13 protein-coding genes are annotated in these 24,101 nt (G+C 72.5%); 6 read left to right on the top strand and 7 right to left on the bottom strand.

Going from position 1 to position 24,101, the window contains the following annotated elements; translation table 11 throughout:
* Positions 1-205: 205 nt before the first annotated feature.
* Positions 206-1,654, bottom strand: coding sequence for an RNA polymerase sigma factor (locus tag WMF33_RS16220; protein WP_437337982.1), 1,449 nt, complete (start codon positions 1,652-1,654; stop codon positions 206-208).
* A gap of 469 nt (positions 1,655-2,123) precedes the next feature.
* Here WMF33_RS16220 and WMF33_RS16215 point away from each other — a divergent pair, with 469 nt between their 5' ends.
* A complete protein-coding gene (locus WMF33_RS16215; RefSeq protein ID WP_437337981.1) occupies positions 2,124-3,386 on the top strand; it encodes a hypothetical protein in 1,263 nt (420 codons plus the stop codon).
* 115 nt (positions 3,387-3,501) lie between these two features.
* On the opposite strand, the gene WMF33_RS16210 is transcribed toward WMF33_RS16215, so the two are convergent.
* A complete protein-coding gene (locus tag WMF33_RS16210) occupies positions 3,502-4,563 on the bottom strand; it encodes a hypothetical protein (RefSeq protein ID WP_437337980.1) in 1,062 nt (353 codons plus the stop codon).
* A gap of 734 nt (positions 4,564-5,297) precedes the next feature.
* Between WMF33_RS16210 and WMF33_RS16205 the strand changes: the two genes are divergently transcribed.
* Positions 5,298-6,116, top strand: a complete 819-nt coding sequence (locus WMF33_RS16205; protein WP_437337979.1) for a hypothetical protein — start codon at positions 5,298-5,300, stop codon at positions 6,114-6,116.
* 236 nt (positions 6,117-6,352) lie between these two features.
* Here the strand turns inward: WMF33_RS16205 and WMF33_RS16200 are convergent, their stop codons facing one another.
* A complete protein-coding gene (locus tag WMF33_RS16200; RefSeq protein WP_437337978.1) occupies positions 6,353-6,547 on the bottom strand; it encodes a hypothetical protein in 195 nt (64 codons plus the stop codon).
* 160 nt (positions 6,548-6,707) lie between these two features.
* Between WMF33_RS16200 and WMF33_RS16195 the strand changes: the two genes are divergently transcribed.
* The 4 genes from WMF33_RS16195 to WMF33_RS16180 all read left to right on the top strand — a co-directional run bounded on the left by WMF33_RS16195 (position 6,708) and on the right by WMF33_RS16180 (position 8,544).
* Complete coding sequence (locus WMF33_RS16195; protein WP_437337977.1) at positions 6,708-7,028, top strand: hypothetical protein; 321 nt, start codon at positions 6,708-6,710, stop codon at positions 7,026-7,028.
* 252 nt (positions 7,029-7,280) lie between these two features.
* Complete coding sequence (locus WMF33_RS16190; RefSeq protein ID WP_437337976.1) at positions 7,281-7,412, top strand: hypothetical protein; 132 nt, start codon at positions 7,281-7,283, stop codon at positions 7,410-7,412.
* A gap of 2 nt (positions 7,413-7,414) precedes the next feature.
* Positions 7,415-8,209 carry a hypothetical protein gene (locus WMF33_RS16185; RefSeq protein ID WP_437337975.1) on the top strand — a complete coding sequence of 265 codons (795 nt, stop codon included), beginning with the start codon at positions 7,415-7,417 and terminating at the stop codon, positions 8,207-8,209.
* Positions 8,128-8,544: a nuclear transport factor 2 family protein gene (locus tag WMF33_RS16180; RefSeq protein ID WP_061614382.1), complete on the top strand. Its 417-nt coding sequence runs from the start codon at positions 8,128-8,130 to the stop codon at positions 8,542-8,544. Before WMF33_RS16185 ends, WMF33_RS16180 begins: the two co-directional genes overlap by 82 nt.
* A 56-nt stretch (positions 8,545-8,600) precedes the next feature.
* On the opposite strand, the gene WMF33_RS16175 is transcribed toward WMF33_RS16180, so the two are convergent.
* From WMF33_RS16175 to WMF33_RS16160, 4 genes are all read right to left on the bottom strand, one after another.
* Positions 8,601-12,791, bottom strand: coding sequence for an ATP-binding protein (locus WMF33_RS16175; protein WP_437337974.1), 4,191 nt, complete (start codon positions 12,789-12,791; stop codon positions 8,601-8,603).
* 137 nt (positions 12,792-12,928) lie between these two features.
* On the bottom strand, positions 12,929-13,327 hold the full coding sequence (locus WMF33_RS16170; RefSeq protein ID WP_437337973.1) for a nuclear transport factor 2 family protein: 399 nt from the start codon (positions 13,325-13,327) through the stop codon (positions 12,929-12,931).
* A gap of 112 nt (positions 13,328-13,439) precedes the next feature.
* Complete coding sequence (locus WMF33_RS16165; RefSeq protein ID WP_437337972.1) at positions 13,440-18,869, bottom strand: type I polyketide synthase; 5,430 nt, start codon at positions 18,867-18,869, stop codon at positions 13,440-13,442.
* Complete coding sequence (locus WMF33_RS16160; RefSeq protein ID WP_437337971.1) at positions 18,856-24,096, bottom strand: amino acid adenylation domain-containing protein; 5,241 nt, start codon at positions 24,094-24,096, stop codon at positions 18,856-18,858. Before WMF33_RS16160 ends, WMF33_RS16165 begins: the two co-directional genes overlap by 14 nt.
* Positions 24,097-24,101 lie beyond the last annotated feature (5 nt).

The following is a 24,101-nucleotide window of genomic DNA, read 5'->3' as shown; positions in this document are numbered from 1 at the left end:
GCTGCTCGTCGAAGGACGCGTCCATGCGCGCGAGTTCCCCGGCGACCCCGCGCTTCGCTGCAAAATCGATCAGGCACGCTCGTTTTCACGCACGTGGCGCCGACGCGGCGCTCGCGCCGGAGCAGATCTCCTGGTGCTCACGGTGCCTTGACGGCTCTCTGTTCCGATCGAGGACGCGAGCGGGCGTGGGGGCGTGGGCTCGTCTTCACGGTGCGCCGTTCAACGCGTCCTCGATGGCGGGCAGGTAGGCGCTGCCGGGGAACGCCTCGCGGAACCGGGCGGCGCGCGCCGCGGCCTCGGCGCGCCGGCCGGCCTGGTCCAGCGCCTGGATCGCCAGGGTCTCGCGTTGCTGGGCTCGCGGGCTGCGCGGGTAGCTCCGCGCGTGGCGGTCGAGCGCCTCGAGCGCCTCGGTCGCCCTTCCCGCTCCGAGCGCGGCGATCGCGCGCTGGATCAGGGTCAAGTCGGTGTCCATCGGCGGGAGGGCCGCCTTCGCGCCGGGCGCGGCGGGCGGCGCCTGCGCGGGCGCCGCCGAGGAAAACGCCGCAGCGACGTCGGCGCGCGCGGCCGGCGCGCCCGCGCTGGCCGGGACCGCCGCGAGCACGTCGCCGCGGACGAGGGCGCTCTCCGGCGGGGCGGGGCGCGGCAGGGCCGCGTAGAGCGCGCCGGCGCCGGTGCCGGCCCCGCCCAGGAACAGCGCCGCGCCTGCTGCGGCGAGCTTCGCCCGCGCGACCCGGATGCCTGCCCGCGCGAGGCTCGCCGGGGCGCGGCGCGCTTCCCACCCCAGGACGGCCTCCGCCGCGGCGTCGCCGGGCGGGAAGGCGCGCGCAGCCTGGCCGGCCGGCGCGCCCCCGTCGCCCTCCGGGCGGGCGAGCCGCGCCTGAAGCCGCGCCCAGAGCAGCTCGCCGAGGCCTTCCGGCAGGTCGAGCCGGGCGTCCCCCAGCTCGAGCAGCAGCGGCCCGTGGGCCAGGGCGAGCGGCGCCAGGGCGGAGCGCGCGTGCACGCCGAGCGCGTCGCGCTCCCTCGCGCCGAGCCGCACGACCGCGGCCGCAAACTCCTTGCGGGCCCGCCGCAGCCGGTCCCACGCGGTGTTCTCCGGGATCTCGAGCGCCGCGGCGATCTCGCGCATCTCGATCCCCTCGAGCTCGTACAGGAGGAACACGACGCGCCGGTCGCCCTCGATGCGCTGGACGAGCGCCCGGACGATCCGCTGCGTCTCGGCCTGCGCGAACCGCTGCTCCGCGTCGTCGCTCGGGTCCGCGACGTCGATGCGCTCGGCGTCCGACCGCGCGAGCAGCTCCCGCCGGTTCCGGGAGAGCCGCTGGTGCCGCAGGGCGAGGTGCGACGCGATGCTCGCCACCCACGCCTTCATGGAGAAGCGAGGGTCGTAGTCCCCGAAGCGGCGGTGGACGACGAGAAACACCTCCTGGGCCACATCGCGCAGGTGCCTCGCCGGGACCCCCATCCGCCAGAGCACCCGGAGGACGTACCGGAGCAGGCCCGTATAGACCTCCTCGAAGGACGGCCGCGGGGGCGGCTCGGGCGCCGGCCCGGCGCCGGCGTCGGCTGCCGATCCGGGGTCGGCGTCGGCTGCCGATCCGGGGTCGGCGTCGTGGTCGGGGGCCAGCGGAGGCCGGGGGGGTTGAGGCTCCGTCATCGCCGCTTCTTCCCGCGAGGCGGGCTGGATTGTGGCGAAATCGTACGCGGGGCAGAAAAAAGACAGGACCGGGGGGTCGTGCGGTCCGCCGGCTGCGCTTGCAGCCGCCTCGCTCGCCGACGCCCGCCTGCCGCTTACGTGGCGTCTCCGTGTTCCGTTGCGAAATCAACCAGGCGCGTCGGGGACCGGGCGTCCATGCGGCTGCCACGGGCTCTCGGTGCGATGGGGGCCTCTGGTGACCCGGGGGTCGCTCGGCTGAAGCGGGCGGCACACGATTTTTTTGCGCAGCAGATCCTGAGAAAGAAACGATGATTTTCGGAACGTAACCCTGCGAGCCACCACGACCCCGCGAGCCTGCATGAGCCTGAGGGGGCTTCTCGCGTCCTTCTTCATGTGGTTCCCTGCCGAGGCGCTGGCGCCATAGCGCTGCGCGCGCGGCGGCTGCCCGCGGAACGACCGAGGTGAGACGATGAGGCGATGGGCTCGACGGGTGACGAGCGGGATGGTGATGGCGTCGGGCGCCATGGCCGTCGTGCTGGGGACCTGGGCCGGTGGCTGCGCAACGCCCGAGGACTGGTACTGCCCCTGGGATCCCGAGCCTGGATTCAAGGACCATCCTTGTCTCGTGACGGAGGAGCCGGTGGATGGCGGCGAGGGCGCCGACGCGTGCGGCGATGCCGGTCCTGACGCAGGCGACGCCTGCGCGGACGGGGGTGCCGGCGCCGATTTCGACAGCGCGACCGTCCCCGAGCTCGACACCGGCACGCCGGCGGCCTGTCCGGGGCAATGCGTGCCGAGGGAGCCGTTCGGCTGGTCCGAGCCGGCGCTGCTCTGGATCGGCCCGCAGGACCGAGCACCGGACTGCCCCGCCGCCGCGCCCATCGTCGCCTACGAAGGCCGCGCGGACTTCACGGCGGGGGCGCCGCGCCCATGCCCGGCCTGCCTGTGCGACCCGCCGGACGCGTCGTGCGAGCTACCGGCGGCGTGGAGCACCTACGCCAGCTTTCCCTGCGACGTTCCCGGCGCCGCCGAGACGCCGTTCGCTGCTCCCGGAGGTTGGGACGGGTCCTGCACCACGGCCGGCGCGATCGCCGCCGGACAGATGTGCGACGGCGCCGTGTGTGCGCAGTCGCTCGAGATACCGGCCCCCCGCGTACTCCCGGGGAGCTGCGCGCCGAGGATCGCGGAGAGACCCGAGGAGCCGGAGGCACCTGAAGGCGCCGGGGGCTTCGCGGTCTTCGCGCGGGCGTGTACCGGCACCGCGTTCGCGCCGTGCGCCGATCCCGGGACGACCTGCACCCCGGCGCCGCCGGCCGGCGATGCCGCGCCGCCCGAGGGGTTCTTGACGTGCATCCACCGCGAAGGCGAGCGCGACTGCCCGGCGACCTACCCGGACCGGCACGTCTTCTACGCGGGCGCCGAGGACACGCGCGGCTGCGCCCCATGCGGCTGCGCCGAACCTACCGGCGGCACCTGCAGCGTCCTGGCATCGGCGTTCAGCGATGAGGCGTGCTCGCAGCTCGCCGTCGGCGTGGTGGTGAGCTCCGCGGCCCCCTTCTGCGGCGCTATCTCCCCCGGGACGGCGCTCGGGAGCAAATCGGCGAGCGTTGTCCGCCTCGAACCGGGCACCTGCGCGCCGACGGGCGGCGAGCCGACCGGCAGCGTCGCGTTGCTCGGCGCAGCAACGCTCTGCTGCCGCCCTGAGCCGATCCCTGATCCGGTACCTGCCTGAGGCGGGTGGACCTGGGTTCTCACGGCTGCGTCCACGCGGAGCCGCATCCACATGCTTCCATCACACGTGATGCTCCAGGCCCGCGCACGCCGATTGGCGAACAACCGAGCCCGGCTCAGAACGAAGCGACGAGGTGCAAGCCTCCCGCCGTGGAGGTGCCGGCCACGGACAAATTCTCACCGCCACCGAGATGAAGCGTGGGGCGCACCAGGTTGGCCACGAGCTCGCCAGTGAGCCGCGCGGCAAGGTCGTACGAGAACGGCACCTCAACGCCGCCGCGCAGCCCGAGCCCCGCATAGGGCCGCAACGCCTCCCCCACGACATCGACCATCCCGAAGCGCCGCACGCGGCCTGCCGTGACGAGGCCGCAACCGAAGAACCAGGCCACGTGCCCGCAGGAGACGACCGAGCCGCCAAGCGAGGACACCGCGAATGTCCTCCCCTGATACGGGTCGGTGGCGACCGGCAGGTCTACGCGTCCCTCCAGCGACAGCGAGAACGCCACCCATCGAGCCCCCACGAACCCCGAGAACCCGACCGCCGGGTCCGGCGCTAATCCCTTGCTGATCAGCGCGCCCACGCCGACCTGAAGCCGCAGCCCGGCCAGCGCGGCGTCACGGCGCTCCACCGGCCGCGCCGGCGCGACGGGCCGGCACGGCGGGGCCGGCGGGGCCGGCGCCGCAGCCGGCGCGCGCGGCGGACCCGCGGGCGCCGCTCGCGGGGAGGCCGTCTCCGGCGGCTCCGGCGCGGAGGCTGCCTCCGACGGCCGCGGCGCTGACGGCGGCGTCGGCGCTGACGGCGCCGCCTCCGACTGCGCCGGCTCCCGCGCCGGCCGCACCGGCCGCAGCACGATGGCGAGGGCGGTGCCGACGTCCTCCACCAGCGCCCCGCAGGCCGCGCTCGTGAGCTCCTGGCCGCCGAGCCGCCGGCCATCGCCGTCGTACAGCGCGATCTCCCCCAGGAAATGCCGCCCCTTGCGCCCGAGGACCACCTCGACCCGCCGGCCGCCGCCGCCGTCCACGAACGGGTCCGTCCCGCCGAGCTGCGCGGCGACGACGTCCCGGAGCGCCTGCTCCTCGGGGCACCCCTCCGCACCCGGGCCGCGCGTGTAGGACAGCCGCGCGCCGCCCGGCGGGACCTGACCGAGGGCCGGCGGCGCGGCCAGCACCAGGGACACGGCAAGACTCCACCCGATGGCGTTCAGACGTGGATGGCGCAAGGGACTCCGCTCGAGCGTCAGGCAAGGGCCGCAGGTCGATGGCGAGGGGCCACGGCCGGCTGCGACCTGCCCGACTGGAATTACGGACCACGACCCGCATCCGGCAACGGATTTTTCCGGGCCGCGGCGCCCCGCCACGCCCGCGCCGGCGGGCGCCGGAGGCCTCGAGGTCTGCCGGACGGGTCGATCACCCGTTCCGGGAGACCTCCCGGCCTCTCCAGCAGGTCGACGACCTCTGAAAAGAGCCCGATCGGCCCGCGCCACCACGACGGCGACCCGTTCCGGGAAGCCCCGGGGTATCTCCGAGCGCGCTGGCAACCTGCCGACGAACCCCCTCGGCATCTCCGAGCGGGCCGGCGACCCGTCGAGGCCCCCTCGAGGGGGGTGGTCCACCCTCGCCCCTCCCCCGCCCTGCTCCGGGATGCAACCGGCCCATCCCGCCCGTGTCAGGCCGGCAGTGCTCACGATTGAACATGAAGGCAGGAAGGCGAAGGCGGGAGGGAAAGCTCAATGTTCTTCCTGCCTTCCCGCCTTCATGGGAGCTCTCTCCGGGCAACTTCGAGCACGACCGTCAGGCCCGCGCTCCAGCACCTCCGTAGATATCCGCTGAGCTGCGCACCAGCGCAGTCGATAGCACGTTAACGACGACAGGCGCGCTGGACGTGGGAGAGGGCGATGCTCATCGTGCCACGATGGACTCAACGTTCGATGCTTCGATCTACGTTCGCGCTCCCATCATCAACATCGCCAATGGCGTGACCCTCGCCAACGCGCTGGTCGCAGCCTGTCCGGAGGCGGCGCCGGAGAACGTCGCCAAGGCGTGTACGAAGCTGAAGGCCGCCGGGGAGGCAGGCCAGAAGGCGCTCACCGCGCGCCGCCGGGTGAACGGCGCCCTGTCCGAGGACGACGTGCGGGGGCTCGACCGGGAGGCCGACGCGAGCTTCGGGGCGCTGCGCATGCGCCTCATCGCGACCTCGATGCTGCCCGAAGCGCGCTTCCCGCAGGCGCGGCGCGCCGGAGAGCTGGTCAACGAGCTCTTCGGCGATGACGGCCTCTCGTTCCTCACGGCCGAGTACTCCGTGCAGAACACGGTCATGGCCTCCATCCTCGCGCACATCGAGGAGGCGGGCCTGAAGCCGGAGATCGACGCGCTCGCCGGGCCCGAGTTCCTCGAGCAGATCGGCAACGTCCTGCCGCGCTACGACGCGATGGTGCGGGACAAGCTCCAGAAGGAGGCCGCCGCGACATCGAACCTCGCCACGCACGTGCGCGCCATCCAGACGGCCATCGTCAACTACGCGACAAAGGTCGCCGCCATGGTCGACGAGGACGAGCCCGCGACCGTCGAGGCCGTCCGGAAGGCGCTCCGCCCGCTCGACGTGCACCGCGAGGCCGGCGCGCGGCGGTCCCAGGGCGGCGCCAAGGGCGAGGCCACGAGCGGCGCCCCGCCCGCGCCGGCCGCCCCGCCGGCGACCGGCGCGGGCGTCGACGGCGCCGGCGAGCCGGTCTGAAGAGCTGCGCGCGCCGGCAACCAGCAGGCCTGTGCCGGGGAGGAAAGCAGCCGAGGCCCAGGTTCCGGGGGCTCCAGCGCAGCCAGGAGCACCAGCAGGCACTGCGCCGACGCGAGCGGGAAGGTTCGCTGGGCATGCGTACGCGCGACCCCACGACCCGAGCGAACCGGTCGTAGCCCGACGAGAGCACCCTTCGGAGTAGGCGCGCCCGTCAAGAGCTGTTAGGGTCGAGATAACTACTGCCGGGAGGGCTCCTCCGTGTTCGCCCGCATCCCCATCATGCCGCCGCTGATCCAGCGTAAGGCGACCGTCAGCTCCCCGAAGGGGCAGTGAATGGCGAGGAAGAACATGCTGGACGTTCCGCGAGAGGCACCTTCCTTCCCCCTGATCGCCGCCGAGATGCTCGGGAGCGCGCCGCCGGCCATCGTCACGCAACGCTTCCTCCTGCACGTGGAAACGTGGCGCACGGAAACGCTCGCCTGGCTCAGCGGTCCCGAGCGAGCCGCGCACCTGTCGGACCGTCTAGCGGAGTTGCTCCGCGCGCTCCTCGGCGATCCGTCCGCGCGCCGGTCGAGGGAAGTGCCTCTCACCGTGACGAGCTATCCCGCGCCGAACCGGAGCGCGGTAGGCCTCGCGGAGCACCGGAGCGCACTCGACATCCTCGTGTGGCGATCGACGCTCGTCGACTATCTGCAAGACGTCTGGGACGTCATCGGTCCTGCGCTGTTCGAGGTGCAGGAATGCGGGTTCGCCGTCGACATCCTCCTGATGCCGCAGCCGCCTTCCGGAGTGAGGCTGTGCATCGACTGCCTCCAGCCTCTTCCGGCCGACAGCGCCGGGCAAGCCGCACACTACTTCCACTGCCGCGTCCGAGCCCTGGTGGGCTTCCCGGCGGTGCCCGCCGGAATGTGAAGCACGAGAACGGCTTCGCGAAAGCAGGCGGCGGCACCGGTATCTCGGCAATGCGCTCCATCCAGCGGCTCGCCGCCCGATCAGCGACCGTTCAACAGAATCGTGTCAGAGCACTGGTTCCGCGGGTCAGAGCTCCCGCCAGGGATTTCTGCGACAGCGAGAAGGGGCCGGAAGATAGCTCGGCATTTCCAACACTTTCCGTCTGTCTTTCCGCCGAGCGGGGCTCGGTCGTGGCCCAACGCGGCGGTCGCGGTGGAGCGCGCCGATCTCCCGCTGTTCTGCGCGGCGGTCTGCGGTGTCGGTCTGCAAGGCGCGTTCGTGCAGCAGTATCGCTTCGCGATCCTCGAGGGGGCAGCCGAGCAGCAAGGGCGCCGGGCCTGCTGACCATGATCCAGCTCGCCAGCGCCGCTGGCATCGTCCCCGGCATCTCGCTCTTCGGCCTGCTGGAGGGGCGGACGTCCAGGTACATGCCCGCTGCCCTGCTGATGCTCGCGGCGCTCCAGCTCATGGCGGCGCTCTCGTTCGCGGCGTACGGGCCGCAGGAGGCGCGCGCCGCCGAGGCCTCCGCCGCTCCGGACGCGCGCGCCCGCGCGCTGTACTGGCCCATGGTGGCCATGGGCGCGGGCGCCTTCCTGGTGATGAGCCTCCTCATGGTGCCGACGCCGCTCCAGATGTGCGGCGTCGAGCAGCGCTCGGTCCAGCAGGCGAGCTGGGTGATCCAGGTGCACCTCCTGAGCATGTACCTGCCCTCGCTCTCGGTCAGCGCCCTCCTGAAGCGGATGTCGATCGCGCAGCTGCAGGGCGTGGGGCTGCTGTTCCTGCTCGTGGGGTCTCTGGTCAGCTGGGTTCCGGGGTTCGAGGGGACACCTGGTCGGCTGGCGCTGGTCGGGGTCGTGTGGTGTTACGTGTTCGTGACCGCGACGACCCTTGTCGCGCGCAGCCGCCCGGGCTCCGAGCGCTTTCGCGCGCAGGGCGTCGCGCGTCGCCTCCGGGGTGCTGTATGCTCGGCCGAGATCAGGCTCGGATCGGTACGGGAGCAGCGGAGCGCATGGAGTCCTCGGAGAGAAAGCCGGCAAGTCCAGAAGATTCGGTTCGCCAGATGCTCGTCGAGTTCGCGCGCGCCTTCGAGCGAGGCGACGTGGACGCGTTATGCGACATGTTCGTACGTGACGATGCCCTGATCTTCTACGGCACACACGACAAGCTGCACTTCACGCGCTGGGCCGAGATCGAGGCCTCGTTCCGGCGGCAGAGCGAGATCCTGAAGGACCTCGTGTGCAGGATCACCGGCGATGTCCAGGTGCGTCTGCTGGCCGGGGGAGCGGCCGCCTGCGCCGGGACGGCCGGCTTCGGTATCCACGCCACCATGGGCGGCGTGCGCTTCGACCTGCCCGCGCTCCGACTGACCTGCACGGTGGAGCGCCACGGGGATCACTGGCGGTTCGTGCAGCTCCACCTCTCCGTGTCGGACAGGCCGTTCCTCGACAGCGTGGGCCACGTGCTCGAGAGCGCCTGAGAGCGCCTGAACGCCGCGCCGCCACACCACGCCGGTGCGGCGGCGCGGCCCGCGCCTCACGTGGGGACGTCGCTCGACTCCGCCAGATCCCGGAGCGCCCTCTCGCTCCGGCGCAGCGCCTCCTCGGTCCGCTGGAGCTTCAGCGCCTCCTGCTCCAGCTCGCCGCGGAGCACGGTGTTCTGCAGCGACAGCGCGGCCAGGAACTCGAGGAGCGGCAGCCGGCGCAGGATGAACGCGCCGTGGACCAGCCGGTTCTCCAGGTAGAGGAGGCCGCCCACCTCGCCGGGGTTCTTCATGAGCGGCATGCACAGCACCGACTTCGGCCGCTCGCGCACGAGGTACTCGTCCCCGGCGAAGGCGCCGCTCGCCCCGACGTCGCTGAGCACCACCCGCTCCCGCGTCCGCTCGACGTAGTTGACGATCGACGCCGGGACGCGGGTCGCGAGCGGCGCCGTGCTCCGCTCGTACACGCGGATGCTGATGCCGTCGCGGTCCACCACGGCCTCGGCGGCGAGCCGCAGGCCGTCCCCGATGAGCAGGAGACAGCACCGCTCCGCCCCCTCGTGCTCGACGACGAGCCGCATGAGCGACTCCATCATCTCCTTCGGCGTCATGTCGCTCGAGAGCGACCGCGAGACCTTCACCGCGGTCTGCGCGTCGATGGCCTCCGCCGCCATCGTCATGACGCCGCTGCTCGTCGCGCGGCGCTGCTCCTGGTTCAGGACGAGCGCATGCCGCTGCTCGAGCTGCCTCACCTTCTCGCTCGCGCCCCAGCGCGAGTACGACGCCACCGCCTCCCGCAGGTAGAGCCCCGGCAGGCCGCTGTAGCCGCGATCCAGGTAGAACCGGGCGGCGAGCTCGCTCGCGAGCGCCTCCTGGTGGATGAACCGGGACTCGCGGAAGGCCACGATCGCCTTATCGTAGAGCGCCGCGGCCTCGTCGTGCCTGCCGTCGACGCGCGCGCGCTCCGCCGCTACGAGCGCGTGTTTGCCGGCGAAGTTGTCGGGGCAACTCTCGGCCCAGACGCGCAGCTGCTCCTCGTGGCCGGCGAGCGACCGCCGGAGCCCGGCCTGCTCCTCGGCCGGGGCCCCCGAAAAGCGGGCCGCCCGGGCGAGGGCGCCGAAGTAGTGGTACTCGGCCGAGAACAACATCCCGTTGCCCCCCGAGATGTTGCGCTCCGCCTTCTCCGCGGCCAGGGCCGCCTCGTCGGGGTTGGAGGCCAGGAGGTGCTGCGCGGTCTTCATCACGTAATGGACGAGCCGCACGCTCGGGAAGCTCTCCTTCTCGAGGCGGTCCTCGAACGCCTGCTCGTCGAAGTCGTCCGCGCTCATCGTGCCGAGGTGGCGCGTGGCGCCCCTCATCGCCTGGACCAGGCGCAGCATGCTCGTCACGGCGTCCGCGGCGAACGTGATCTTCGCCTTCGTCGCGTAGTCGAGCGCGCTCACCGCGACCTTGTACGCCTCCTCGATCGGGTCGCCCCGCACGATCACGTTCAGGGTGAGCTGGATGTTGCTGAAGCTCCCCCACGTCAGGTTCCCGACCTCGTTCGCGGCCTGGATGCTCACGCGCTGGCAGGCGATCCCGGTGTCGATGTGGCGTGTCCAGACCGAGATCAGACAGCCATAGAGGTTGGCCACCTCGGGCTTGTAGACGAGCGCGTTCATCTTCTCGGTCAGCTCGTAGCCCACCCTGCCGATCCGGTCGCCGTCCTGGTACGCGCCGAGCTTCTGGCAGAGCGCCTTGCCGAGGCACGTGTACCCGATGCCGGTCGGCTCCGCGTTGCCGTGGAGCAGGCTGAGCCGGACCATCTGGCAGACCAGGAGGTCGTTGAGGTTCGGATCGGTGTAGAAGGTCGAGGCGTACATCACGGCCATCACGCCCATCGCCGCGAGCATCGGCGGCGCCGTCATCCTCGGCTGGCCGAGGATCTCGTCGGCCGTGCGATCGCGGAGCGCGTCGCGCAGCGCCGTGATCTCCGCGACAACCTCCTCGTCGGCCGGCTGCCTCCCGAGCTTGATGCCGAGCAGCGCGAGGCACTCCAGCCCGACGCCGATGCACGCGTCGTGCTCGGACCGGGCCATGTGGTTCTGCATCAGGACGCGGTAGGCCGCCGCCTTGTCGAGCTGCGTGCGCGCGCGCTCGAGGAGCATCGAGCAGAGGTCGATGGACCGATCGAACTCCCCGTTCACGCACGCGCTCTCGGCGAGATCGAGGTGCAGCGCGAAGGCGAGCAGATCGTCGGCTCCCGCCCAGTCGTCCTCCCCGATCAGCGCGCAGCCCGCGGCGAAGTAGGCCACCGCGGAGCCGTAGGCCCCGGAGGCCCTCGCCTTCCTGCCGGCGCGGAGGTTCAGCTCGGCCGTCCTGCGCCGCTCGCCCGGATCGGTGATGAAGGAGGCGCCGATGTTCAGCTGGTTCGTGATCTCGAACAGCCGGTCCTCCAGCGCCTCCTCCGGCGTCTGGACGAGCAGCAGGCGCCCGATGCGCAGGTGCGTCGAGGCGTGGTTGCCCTCGCGGATGAGCAGGTACGCGGCCTGCTGCACGCGGTCGTGGAGGAACTTGTACGTGCTGCCTCGGCGCGCCACGAGCCCCTCGCGGATGGCCGGGGAGATGGCGGCGTGCGTCGTCTCGGTCGACTCGCCGTACATGGCCGAGAGGACGTCGGCGTCGAAGCGGGCGCCGAGGCACGCGGCGAGGGAGAGGACCCGCTGCGTCTCGCCGTCCAGCCGCCTGAGGCGGCCCAGCACCAGGTCGACGACGTTGTCGGTCAGGTTCTGCGCGGCGATGGCCTCGATGTTCCAGCACCAGACGGCGCTCACGGGATCGACCCAGACCAGCTTCTGGCGATAGAGCTCCGTCAGGAACTGGCCCACGAAGAACGGGTTGCCGCCCGTCCTCTGGACGAGGAGCCTGGTGAGCTGAGCCCCCAGCTCGTCCTCGCAGCGGAAGGTGTCGATGACGAGCTCAAGGACGTTCTCGTGCGGGAGCGGGTCGAGGCTGAGCGTCGAGACGCGCGCGCCCGTGGCGTGGATCTGCCGGAGCACCTCCATGAGCGGGTGCGACGGGGTCACCTCGTTGTCGCGGTACGCCCCGATCACGAGCAGGTGCCGCTTCTCGGGCGCCGCGACGACGTCGCGGATGAGCCTCAGGCTGGCGGGATCTGCCCACTGCAGGTCGTCCACGAACAGCACGAGCGGGTGCCGCTTGCGCGCGACCACGCCGAGGAACGCATGGAACACGCGGACGAAGCGGCTGCGCGCCTCGTTCGGCGCGAGCGGCGGCACCGGCGGCTGCTCGCCGAGGATCAGCGAGAGCTGCGGGATGATGTCGATGATGACCCGCCCCTCCTCGCCGAGCGCGTCGCTCAACCGGTGCTTCCACCCCGCGAGCGACTGCGGGCTCTCCGTCAGGATCTGCCGGACGAGCTCCCCGAACGCCTGGGCGATCGTGCGGTAGGGGATGTCGCGCTGGAGCTGATCGAACTTCCCGGAGATGAACGCCCCGCGCTCGCGGACGATGGGCGCCTGCACCTCCTTCACGAGCGAGGTCTTCCCGACGCCCGAGTACCCGGTGACGAGCACGAGCTCGGCCGTGCCCGTGGCGACCACACGCTCGAACGCCTTGAGCAGGATCGCGCGCTCGCGCCTCCTGCCGTAGATCTTCGTCGGGAGCTGCAGCCGGTCCGGGATGTCGGCCGTCCCGAGCGGGAACGAGTCGATCATCCCGAGCTCCTCCAGCTCGGTCTGGCACATGAGGAGATCCGACCAGAGCCCGCGGGCGGTCTGATAACGCTCCTCCGGAGACTTCGCGAGGAGCTTCATCACGATCTCGGAGACGATCCGGGGCACGTCATGCACCAGCTCCGCGAGCGGCACAGGGGCCCTCGCGATGTGGGCGTGCGCCCAGGCGGGCGCGTCCTCGGCGTCGAGCGGCAGCTTGCCGGAGAGCAGCTCGTACAGCGTGACGCCGAGCGAGTAGAGATCGGCGCGCTCGTCGATCGGCCAGTCGACGCGGCCCGTCCGCTCCGGCGCGATGTAGGGCAGCGACTCCGGGTTGATCTTCGTCTCGTCGGAGAGGCCGAGATCGCCGCGCACCACGGCCAGCCCACCGTCGAGCGACACCTCCCCGCTCTCCGGGTGCACGGAGAGGTTCGCGGGGCGGATGTCCAGGTGAAGGGTGCCTGACTTATGAAGTTTCGACAGCGCAGATGCGATCTGCACCGCGTGCGTGAGGAACCGGCGAAGATCCATGAGAGCCCTGGTGATCGTCGATAGGACAATCCTGAGTGTACGGTACTCGAAGCAGGATCCCTGTCAACGTTTTCTCCGGCCTCGCCGGCGAGGCGCCGGCCGCCGGAGCGCTTCGACGCGGTCGACGCGGACGTCGATCACGACGCGTCATGGATCCTCGTCGTGTGGTGCACGAGGGCTTTCCATTCACCGCCCTTGAGCTCCCAGACCGCGGTGAAGGCGATGGTGTTATCGAGCTTGACACCGCCCTTGAGCTCGGCGCGCGAGCGGTAGACGCCGCTCACGATAGCGACGTCCCCGCCGACGATACGCACGTCGCACTGCTGGAGCTCCTGCGTGTACGTCAACATGCTGTCGACGAGCTTCAGGTACTCGTCCTTGCCGCGCTGCACTCCGTTGTAATCGACGTACCGCCAGCCTTCGGCCAGGTGGCGATCGAGGAAGCCGTAGTCCTTGACGGCCCCCACCGCCTTCGTCCACGCCTTGAGGAGCGCGACGTGCTCCTCTCTCGCCTGCTCCGCGGTGATCTTCGACATTCTCCACCTCCGCCGCGCGCCCTGGCCGCACTCGAGCCCGCGCGACCGCGCGGGGGCGCCGCCGTCGCCGCTCCACACCCATGGTAAAGAGCCCGCCGGCCGGGCGTCAACATCAGCCCTGATGTCCCGCCGCCTCGAGGGCCGCGCGCAGATGATCGGCCATGACTTGCACGTTCGGCGGCAAATTCATGGTGATGTGATTGCCAGGGACCTCGTGGACAGTGAGCTGGCCCTGGATCAAATCGAGCCATCCCCGCGCCGGGTTGTTCACGGTCATGGCGTCGCGCTCGCTCGCCTCGAAGAAGAGCACGTCACCCGGGTAGGGGCGGGGGACGTAGCGCAGCATCGCCTGCAGGTTGGCGGTGACGATCTTGCGGAACGTGGCGAGCTCCTGGAGCGCCAGCTTCGGGAACATCCGGGAGACACCCTTCTTGCGCTGGAGCACGTGGAGCAGCTGCTCGTCCGGGGAGAGGTGCCGGATCTCCTCCGCGGGGACGGGGAGACTCGCATCGCCGCTGATCAGGTAGGCGAGGCGCTCGGGGGTGTCGAGATCCTCGGGGAACACCGCCGAGGGCGCGGGCGTGTCGATCATCATGAGAAGCGCGACGCGCTCGCCCCCGGAGATGAGCTGGTGCGCCATCTCGAAGGCGACGACCCCGCCGAAGGACGACCCGCCGAGCACGTAGGGGCCCTCCGGCTGGATGTGCCGCCGTACCGCCTCGAGGTAGCGCGCGGCCATCTCCTCGACGCGGGTCAAGGGCGGCGCCTTGCCTTCGATGCCCTGCGCCTGCAGCCCGTACACGGGCTGCGCCGGGTCCAGGCAGGTGGCGAGATCGTGGTAGAAGTAAACGTGCCCTCCGACCGGGTGCATCAGGAAGAGCGGCCGCCCGGTGCCGGGCTTGATCCGCACGAGCGACGCGGGCAAGAGGCGCGCGGGAGAGCGCCTCGACAGCGAGGTGGATGAGGGCGAGTCGGACTGCGCGATGAGGTCGGCCAGGGCCGCCACGGTCGGCGCGTTGAGCAGGCTGTGGCCGGGGAGATCCATGTTCACGACGCTGCGCAGCCGGGAGATGAGCTGGACGGCGAGCAGCGAGTCGCCGCCGAGCGCGAAGAAGTCGTCGTGGACGCCGATCCGCTCGATGCCGAACAGCTTCTCCCACGTCTCGGCGACGGCGCGCTCCAGCGGATCGCGCGGCGCCACGTAGGCCGTGCCGAGGTCGGGCCGCGGGTGGACGGATCTCGGGATGCCCTCGGACTCGACGTCCCGCGAGGGCGGCGCGATCGAGCTGGCCGAGGGGCGCTGCTTAGCCTGCGCTTCCCGCTTCAGGACCAGGACGTGGGGCGTGGGGCTCGTGAGGACGCGCATCCAGGCGTCGAGCGCCTCGTCGCGCGAGATCCCCTCCTCCGCGGCGGCCGCGCCGCCCTCGCTCGAGTCGGCCGCGGGCTCGGGATCCTTGCCGCGCGAGGCGTCCTGCCGCTGCCACGGGTCCCACTCGATCGCGATCGTGAGCGGGCCGTCACCGGCGGCCCGCCGCTGCGCGAAGGCGCCGAGGAAGGCGGTCGCGGCGCACTGGCCCGCGAGGCCCGCCCCGCGGGCGCCCGCGGTCCGCGCGGCGCACAGCGCGACGAAATCGGGCCGGAGGCCCCGGAGCGACTCGTCGAGGACGAGCGCGCCGTCGAGCTTCGGGGCGAGGAGCGCCTCGCCCTCCTCGCGCGTCATGCGCTGGAGGGGCACGGCGCGGCGGGCGCCCGCCGCGTGGATTACGCCGTCGATCCGCCCGAAGCGCTGGAGCCCCTCGGCCACCGCGCGCTGCATGTCGTCGAGCCGCGTGACGTCGGCCGTCACGAGCAGCACCTCGGCGCCCAGCCGCTCCATCTCGAGCACCGCGCCGATCTTGCGGCGTAGCGCGTCGAAGGCGCCCGCGCCGGCGAGGCCGTCCCAGGCCTCCCGGGGCGGGAGCGCCGTCCGGCCCGTGAGCACGAGCTTCGCGCGCGCGACCTTCGCGAGGTGCTCCGCGAGGGCGGAGCCGACGGCCCCGAGCCCGCCGGCGATCAGGTAGACGCCGCCCTCCCGGAGGCGCGGCGGCAGGCCCTCGGCGCGGTCCATGCGCGCGGGCTCGAAGATCCGGACCCAGCGCTCCCCGTTCCGGTAGGCGATGACGGGCTCGGTCTGCTCCAGCGTGACCTCGGCGAGGAGCTGGTCGATGAGCCTCGCCTCCTGCAGCGTCCGCGGCTCCGGCAGGTCGATGTCGACGCTGATGCACGAGACGTTCGGGTACGCCCTGGGGATGGCCTCGCACGGGCCGAGCAGCGTGGCCTTCTCGGGGCAGAGCACGGCCGCGTCGGTCACCTTCTGCATGTGGCTCGTCACGACGCCGAGCCGCACCTCGTCGCGAATCCCCGCGTCGCCGATCCCCTGGGCCAGCGCGACGAGGCTGGCGAACCCGAGCCGCTGGGCCTCCGCGAGGCGGCCGGCGTCGAGCGGCGCGCGCGCGGGCTTGGTCACGCCCCACAGGAACATGATGCGCGAGGGGGACACGCCCGCCGCGCGCAGCGCGCCGAAGAGGGACGCGTGGTCCGCGCGGCTCGCGGGGGCGACGGTGAACTCGCCCTCGCCCGTCTCGGCGAAGCCCTCGCCCGGCCGCACGGTGATGACCTTGTAGCCGTCCCGGCGGAGCCGCATCTCCATCCGGGCGCCCAGCCCGTAGCTGTCGGCGAAGACGACGCAGCACTGCGCCCTGGCCGGCCGGGCCGACGCCTTCATCGACCCCGACAGCACCGAGCGCTTCCAGGCCAGGAGGTGGATCAGGCCGGCCGGCTCCGGCGCGCTGCGCGCCGGCCGGCGCGCGGCGCTCGAGGGCGGGTCGATCCAGTACCGCTTCCGCTCGAACGGGTAGGTCGGCAGGGGCACGCGCCGGCGGGGCTCGTGGGTGTAGAAGCCCGACCAGTCGACGCGGACGCCGGAGAGCCAGAGCTGGCCCAGCGTCTCCAGCAGGAACCCGATGTCGGACTGGCGGTGATGGACGTGCCGGATCGACGAGAGCATCACCCGGCGGGCGCCCCGCGCGGGGTGCTGCTTGGCCAGGGTCGCGAGCACCCGGCCCGGGCCGACCTCGAGCAGGGCGCGCGTCGGATCGGCGAGCACCTCGCCGAGCCCCGCCATGAAGCGCACCGGCTCGCGCACGTGCCTCGCCCAGTACCCGGGGTCCTGCGCGTCGGCCGCGGACAGCCAGGTGCCGGTGACGTTCGACGCGATCGGGATCTTCGGGGCGCTCGGGCGCGCGCGGGCCACGATCGCGGTGAACGACGCGAGCATCGGCTCCATCATCCGGGAGTGGAACGCGTGCGACGTCTGGAGGCGCGTGCACTCCAGCTCGCGCTCGGCGAAGAGCCGGTCGGAGAGCGCCTCGACGGCGTCCTCGGGCCCGGCCACGACGCAGGCGGCCGGCCCGTTGACGGCCGCGAGCGAGAGCGCGCCGCCCCCCTCGTCGAGCAGCGGCTGCACCTCGGCCTCGGGCAGCGGGACCGCGAGCATCGCGCCCGGCGGCATCTCCTGCATCAGCTTGCCCCGCCGGGCGACGATCTTCAGCGCGTCCTCCAGCGAGAAGACGCCCGCGAGGCAGGCCGCGACGTACTCGCCGAGGCTGTGGCCGATCATCGCCGCGGGCCGGATGCCCCACTCCATCCAGAGCGTGGCGAGCGCGTACTCGATCACGAAGAGCGCGGGCTGGGCGAAGCGCGTCTGCTTGAGCAGCTCCGCGGCCGCCGCCTCCCGCCCCGGGGGCGGGTAGATCACCTCGCGGAGATCGAACCCGAGCTCGGGCTGGAGCATGGCCGCGCAGAGATCGACGCCGGCGCAGAACGTGGGCTCCCGCTCGTACAGCTCCCGCGCCATGCCGGCGTACTGCGTGCCCTGCCCCGGGAACATGAGGACGACCGGGCGATCGATGGCCTCCTCGACGTGCGCGAGGACCCGCCGCTCCCCGAGCGTCGACAGCAGGCTCACCGCCTCGTCTGCATCGTTGCAGACGAGCATGCGCCGGTGCGGGAACGTCTTGCGGCCGACCTGGAGCGTGAACGCGACGTCCGGCAGGCTGACGTCCGGGTGCGCCTTGAGGTACCCGACGAGGTTCTCGGTGATCGTGTCGAGCGCGGTCCTCGTGCGGGCGGAGAGCAGGAGGAGCTGCCAGGACCGCCCGCCGGGCGCCGCCGCCGCGTGGGGCGCCTCCTCGAGGATGGCGTGGGCGTTGGTGCCGCCGATGCCGAACGAGCTCACGCCGGCGCGGCGGGGCCCGTCGCCGGGCTCCCAGTCCGCGAGCGCCGCGTTGACGTAGAACGGGCTGTTCGCGAAGTCGATCTCCGGGTTCGGCGTCTTGAAGTGCAGGCTGGCCGGGATCTGCCGGTGGCGGAGCGCCTGCACGACCTTGATCACGCCGGTGATGCCGGCGGCGACGTCGAGGTGCCCGACGTTCGGCTTGACCGAGCCGAGCGCGCACCAGCCCTTGCGCTGGCCGCGGGACCGGGCGCGGAACGCCCGGGTGAGCGCCGCGACCTCGATGGGATCCCCGAGGCGCGTGCCGGTGCCGTGGGCCTCCACGTAGCTGATCGTCTCGGGATCGGTGTTCGCCATCGCCAGGGCCTGCGCGATGACCTGCGCCTGCCCCTCCACGCCCGGCGCGGTGAACCCGATCTTGCCCGAGCCGTCGTTGTTGACGGCCGAGCCCCGGATCACCGCCTCGATGTGATCGCCGCTGTCGAGGGCGTCCTCGAGCCGGCGCAGCACGATGACGCCCGCGCCGTTGCCGACCACCGTCCCCTGCGCCTCGGCGTCGAACGCGCGGCAGCGCCCGTCGGGCGAGAGGATCATGCCGTGCCGGTACAGGTAACCCGACCGCGTGGGGACGTTGATGGCCACGCCGCCGGCCAGCGCCATGTCGCACTGGTAGGTGAGCAGCGCCTGGCAGGCCATGTGGACGGCCATGAGCGAGGTGGAACAGGCGGTCTGGACCGCGACGCTCGGCCCGCGGAGGTTCAGCTTGTACGAGGTCCGCGTGGGCAGGAAGTCCTTGTCGTTGGCGACGTAGACTTGATAGTCCATCGCCTTCCTGAGCTCGTGGTTCGGGTAAAGGTTGCTCAGGAAGTACGTGTCGTGGCCGCTCGCGCCCGCGTAGACGCCGATGGTCCCCTTGAACGCCTCGGGGTTGTACCCGGCGTGCTCGAGCGCCTCCCACGCGCACTCCAGGAAGAAGCGGTGCTGCGGATCCAGGATCTCGGCCTCTCGCGGGGTCATCCCGAAGAAGGCCGCGTCGAACCACTCCACCTCGTCGAGCACGGCCCGCGCGCGGACGTAGCTCGGGTCCGAGGCCACCTCCGGGGGCACGCCCGCCGCGGCGAGATCCTGATCCGAGAGCGCCGCGATCGACTCGACCCCATCGCGCAGGTTCTGCCAGAAGGCGTCGACGCTCCTCGCGCCCGGGAAGCGGCCGGCCATCCCGATGATCGCGATTTGGTCCTCCGGGACGGGTTGATCAAGCGGATCCATTCTGTCTGCTCTTGGCTGCCTGCTTCTTTCGTTTCAGGATCTCTCGCTGTTTCAGCGCCCGGGCGTTGACCTCCGAGAGGTCGCTCCCGCCGCCGCTGCCGCTCGCGAGGAACGCGGCGAGATCGGTGACCGTCGGGCGCGCGAACACATCGACGATGGAGAGATCGCTGCCGAACGACTCCCGGACGCGCTCGTGGAGGCGCATCAGGAGCAGCGAGTGGCCGCCCAGATCGAAGAAGTTGTCCTGCACGCTCACGCGCTCGATGCCGAGGACGTCCTGCCATATCGCGGTGAGCCGCTCCTCGATCGAGCTCCGCGGCGCCACCATGGGCGCGCTCTCGGGGCGGAGCTCGACGGGGGCCGGCAGGGCGCGGCGGTCCACCTTGCCGTTGCCCGTGAGGGGCAGCGCGTCGAGCAGCACGATGGCCGAGGGGTGCATGTAGTCGGGCAGCCGCCGCTGCGCGTGATCGCGGATCGCACGCTCGAGCCCGCCGGTCGGATCCGCCATGAACGGGCGCGCGCGGGCCCCGGCTTGCGCGGGCGGCGCCGCGGCCCTGCCGCCGTGCGGGACGACGTACGCCACGAGGCGCCGGTCGCCCGAGCGCGCCGGCTGCGCCACCACGACCACCTCGCGCACGGCCGGGTGCTCGCCGAGGACCACCTCGATCTCGCCGAGCTCGATCCGGTAGCCGCGGACCTTGACCTGCTGATCCATGCGGCCGAGGAACTCGAGCTGCCCGTCCGGCATCAGGCGGACGCGATCGCCGGTCCGGTACAGCCGCCCTCCCGGCTCGCCGCCGATGGGATCGTGGATGAACCGCTCCGCGGTGAGCTCCGGCAGATCGAGGTAGCCGCGCGCGAGGCCCTCTCCGCCGATGCAGAGCTCCCCGGGGACGCCGGCCGGGACCTCGTTGAGATCCCGGTCGAGCACGCGCACCCTCGTGCCGGGGATCGGGCTTCCGATGGGCACCGTGTGGCCGACCGGGCGCTCCACCGCGGCGCAGCAGGCGAACGTCGCGGCCTCCGTGGGCCCGTAGCCGTTGATCATCCGGCACCCCGGGAGCTCGGCGAGGACCCGGTTGACGTGCTGCGGGGACAGGACGTCCCCCCCGGCCACGATCTGGCGCAGGCCGCGCAGCGCCGTGATCCGCTCGTCCACGAGGAGGTGGAAGACGCCGGCGGTGAGCCACACCGTGGTCACCCCGTGCTGCCGGATCACGCGATCCAGGTCGTCGAGCGACGCGGGCGCGGGGGGCATGACGACCAGCCGGCCGCCGTTGAGGAGCGCGCCCCAGATCTCGAACTGCGACGTGTCGAAGGAGATCGACGCGAGCTGCAGGAAGACCTCGTCCGGCGCGAAGCGCGCGTACGTCGTGCCCTTGACGAGCCGGGCCACGCCCCGGTGCGGCACGGCCACGCCCTTGGGCCGGCCGGTGGAGCCCGACGTGTACATGACATAGGCGAGTTGGTCCGGCGTCGCCAGCTCCGTCGGGTTGTCGTCGCGCGCCCGGCCGATCTCCTCGGGATCCGCGTCCAGGCAGAGGACGCGCGCGCGGCACCCCGGCAGCACCGCGCCGACGCGCACCTGGGTGAGCATCACGCGGACCCGGGCCTGCTCCAGCATGAACGCGAGGCGCTCGGTGGGGTAGGTCGGATCCAGGGGCACGAAGGCGAGGCCCGCCTTCAGCACGCCGAGGAGCGCGACGATCATCTCGATCGACCGGTACATGCACACGGCCACGCGGTCTTCGGGCGCGAGGGCGCCCTCGTCGGTGCGCGCGAGGGCCCCCTCGTCGGGGCCGGGCGCGGCTTCGGGCCGCGGCGCCCCCGGCGCCCCCGGCGCGCGGAGGCCGAGCAGGGTGTGCGCGAGCTGGTTGGCCCGCCGGTTCAGCTCCCGGTAGGTGAGCGACGTGACGTTGCCCGCGCCGTCGTCGAAGACGACCGCGACGGCCTCGGGAGAGCGCTCGACCTGGGCCTCGAAGAGGCGGTGAATGCACGCGTCCGACCCGGGGCCGGCCGGGGCGGTGCCCCACGCGCGGAGCGCGCTCCGCTCCTCGGGCGTGAGCAGCGGCAGCGCCGAGAGGCGCAGATCGACGTCGCGCGACGCGCCCTCGAGCAGGGCCTCGTAGTGGCCCGCCATCCGCTCGATGGTGCGGGCGTCGAACAGCGCGGTGCTGTACTCGATGCGCCCGATGATGCCGTCCTCGCGCTCGTCGAGCTCCAGCATCAGGTCGAACTTGGACGCGCCCGTGTCCACGTCGAGCTGGCTCAGGGTCCAGCCCGGATCGAGCGCCGGCACGGGCGGCTCCAGCACGAAGGCGACCTGGAACAGCGGGTTCTGGCCGGGGACCCGCTTCGGCTGGAGCGCCTGCACGACGCTGGCGAACGGCACGTCCTGGTGCGAGAGCGCGGCCTGGCTCACCGCTCGCACGCGCCCGAGCAGCTGCCGGAACGTCGGGTCGCCGCGCAGGTCGGTGCGCAGCACGAGCGTGTTCAGGAAGAAGCCGAGGAGGTCCTCGGTCTCCGGCGGGTGGCGGCACGACGCGGACGTGCCCACGACGACCTCGTCCTGCCGCGCGTACCGGTAGAGCATCGCCTTGAAGGCCGAGAGCAGGACCACGAAGAGCGTGACGCCCTGCTCCCTGGCCAGCGCCTTCAGCCGGAGCGTGAGCTCCCGCGACAGGGCGACGCAGTGGCGGGCCCCCGCGAGGCTCGGGGCGGCCGGGCGCGGCCTGTCGGTCGGCAGCTCCAGGGTGGGCAGGTCGGCGAGCTGTCGCCTCCAGTAATCGAGCTGCGGCTGGAGGGCGCCGCTCAGCTGCTGCTCCCGTTGCCAGACCGCGTAATCGGCGTAGTGGATCGCGCGCTCGGGCAGCGGCGACGGCCTGCCCGCGGCGAACGCCTGGTAGAGCGCGTGGAGCTCCCTCGGGAGCGTGTCGAAGATGGAGACTCCATCCATCAGGATGTGGTGCACCACCACGAACAGCACGTGGTCGGCCTCGTCGAGCCGGACCAGCGTGGCCCGGAGCAGCGGGCCGCGGGCGAGATCGAACGGGCGCCGGGCCTCGTCTGTGGCGAGCGCGACGGCGCGCCCCCACCGCGCTTCAGCCGATAGCGCCGGCAGCGCGGTCAGCTCGACGACCGGCAGATCGAGCGGCGCCGGGGGCAGGATCTGCTGCACGGGCTCGCCGCCGACGACCGCGACGACGCTCCTCAGGATCTCGTGGCGCCTGAGGAGCTCGTCGAGGGCGCGCCCCAGGACCGGGACGTCGAGGGGCCCGCGGAGGCGCAGGGAGAACGGCTCGTTGTAGAACAGCGCGCCCGGGTGGAGCGAGGCGTGGAGCCAGATCTGCCGCTGCCCGTGCGAGAGGGGGATGGGCCGGTCGCGCGGCGCAGGCCGGATGGCCGCGGCGGCCGGGCGCTGCTTCGGCCGGGGGAGCGACTCCACGAGCTCGGCCAGCGCGGCGACCGTGGGGGCGTCGCACAGGCTCTGCAGGGAGAGCTCGACGCCGAGCGCGCGGCGCAGCCGCGACAGCACCCGCGCGGCGAGCAGCGAGTGCGCCCCGAGGTCGAAGACGTCGTCGTGGGCGCCGAGGTGCTCGATCCCGAGCGCCTCGGCCCACGCCGCGGCGATCGCCGCCTCGATCTGGTTGCGCGGCGCGAGGGGCTCGCCGTCGCCGCGATCGGGCCGGGCGGCGTCCGGCGGCGGCAGGGCCGCGCGGTCCACCTTCCCGCTGGGGCCGAGCGGCAGCGCGTCGAGCAGCACGAACGTCGACGGGATCATGACCTCGGGGAGGCTCTCGCGGAGGAAGCTGCGCAGCGCGGGCACGACGGCCCGGGGGGCGGCCGGGGGCGCGTCCGGCGCGTCCGGGCGCGCGACGACGTAGGCGACGAGGCGGCCCTCGCTGGCGACGGCCACCGCCGCGCGGACGGCAGGGTGGCGCCCAAGCGCGGCCTCGACCTCGCCGAGCTCGACGCGGTGGCCGCGGATCTTCACCTGCTGGTCCACGCGCCCGAGGAAGGCGAGATCGCCGCCGGGCAGGCGGCGCACCACGTCCCCCGTGCGGTAGAGCCGGGCCTCCGGGGTGGAGCTGAACGGATCGGGGACGAACCGCGCCGCCGTGAGCTCGGGCCGTCCCAGGTAGCTCCGGGCCAGCCCGGGTCCACCGAGGTAGAGCTCGCCGGCCTCGCCGTCCGGGACCGGGCGCATGGCATGGTCGAGCACGTAGCAGCGCGCGTTCCTGATCGGCCGGCCGATGGAGAGGGGCTCGCCGGGGTCCCGAACCGGGTCGAGCCCGTCGGCCATCGTGGCGCACACGGTGAACTCGGTGGGACCGTAGGCGTTGATGAACCTGCGCCCCTGCGCCCAGCGCGCGGCGAGGTCGGCCGGGCAGGCCTCGCCGGCGACGATGAGGGTCCGGAGCGCGGGCAGCGAGCGCTCCGCGCCCTCGGGGAAGGCGGCGAGCGCGGAGGGGGGGAAGGTCGCGATCGACACCTCCTCCGCGCGCATCCGATCGAGCAGCGCGGGCCCGGGGATCATCTCGGCCTGCGCCCCCATCACCAGGGTGCCTCCCCGGGCGAGCGTCATCGCGATTTCCCAGACCGACGCATCGAAGCTGAGGGACGCGAACTGGAGCACGCGGCAGCCCGGCGCCACGTCGAATCGCTCGGCCAGCGCGCGGGTGAGGTTGGTGAGGCCGCGGTGCGTCAGCAGCGTGCCCTTGGGCCTGCCGGTCGAGCCCGACGTGTAGATGACGTAGGCGAGGTCGTCGGGGCCCGTGGTGTCCGGCGGGTCCTCGCCGCTGAAGCCCGCGGTCAGATCGCGATCGCCGTCCAGGAGGACCACGCGCGCCCCGTGGCGCGGCAGCGACGGGAGCAGCCGCGCCTGGGTGAGCAGGACGGGCGCCCCGGCGTCCTCGAGCATGAAGGCGACCCGCTCCCGCGGGTACGCGGGGTCGACAGGGACATAGGCGCCGCCGGCCTTGAGCGCCGCGAGCAGCCCGATGAGCGCCTCCAGGGAGCGCTCGGCGCAGAGCGCGACGAGGACGTCGCGGCCGACGCCCAGGCTCCTCAGGTGGTGCGCGAGCTGGTTCGCGCGGCGATTCAGCTCCTGATAGGTGAGCCGGTCAGGGCCGAAGGATGCGGCCACGACGCCGGGCGTGCGCCCGGCCTGGAGCTCGAACGAGCGGTGAATGCTGGCGTCCTCGGAGCTGAAGTCGTGATAGGTCATGTCGT

The organism is Sorangium sp. So ce394 (assembly GCF_051474665.1).
Lineage (GTDB): Bacteria > Myxococcota_A > Polyangia > Polyangiales > Polyangiaceae > Sorangium > Sorangium cellulosum_D.
The sequence above is the reverse complement of the archived record's forward strand: the minus strand, read 5'-3'. Positions and strand labels throughout refer to the sequence as shown.

Coding starts and splice junctions, on each gene's coding strand:
- WMF33_RS16220 (WP_437337982.1), bottom strand. CDS start 1,654: ATGACGGAGCCTCAACCCCCCCGGCCTCCGCTGGCCCCCGACCACGAC.
- WMF33_RS16215 (WP_437337981.1), top strand. CDS start 2,124: ATGAGGCGATGGGCTCGACGGGTGACGAGCGGGATGGTGATGGCGTCG.
- WMF33_RS16205 (WP_437337979.1), top strand. CDS start 5,298: ATGGACTCAACGTTCGATGCTTCGATCTACGTTCGCGCTCCCATCATC.
- WMF33_RS16185 (WP_437337975.1), top strand. CDS start 7,415: ATGATCCAGCTCGCCAGCGCCGCTGGCATCGTCCCCGGCATCTCGCTC.
- WMF33_RS16180 (WP_061614382.1), top strand. CDS start 8,128: ATGCTCGTCGAGTTCGCGCGCGCCTTCGAGCGAGGCGACGTGGACGCG.
- WMF33_RS16175 (WP_437337974.1), bottom strand. CDS start 12,791: ATGGATCTTCGCCGGTTCCTCACGCACGCGGTGCAGATCGCATCTGCG.
- WMF33_RS16170 (WP_437337973.1), bottom strand. CDS start 13,327: ATGTCGAAGATCACCGCGGAGCAGGCGAGAGAGGAGCACGTCGCGCTC.
- WMF33_RS16165 (WP_437337972.1), bottom strand. CDS start 18,869: ATGGATCCGCTTGATCAACCCGTCCCGGAGGACCAAATCGCGATCATC.
- WMF33_RS16160 (WP_437337971.1), bottom strand. CDS start 24,096: ATGACCTATCACGACTTCAGCTCCGAGGACGCCAGCATTCACCGCTCG.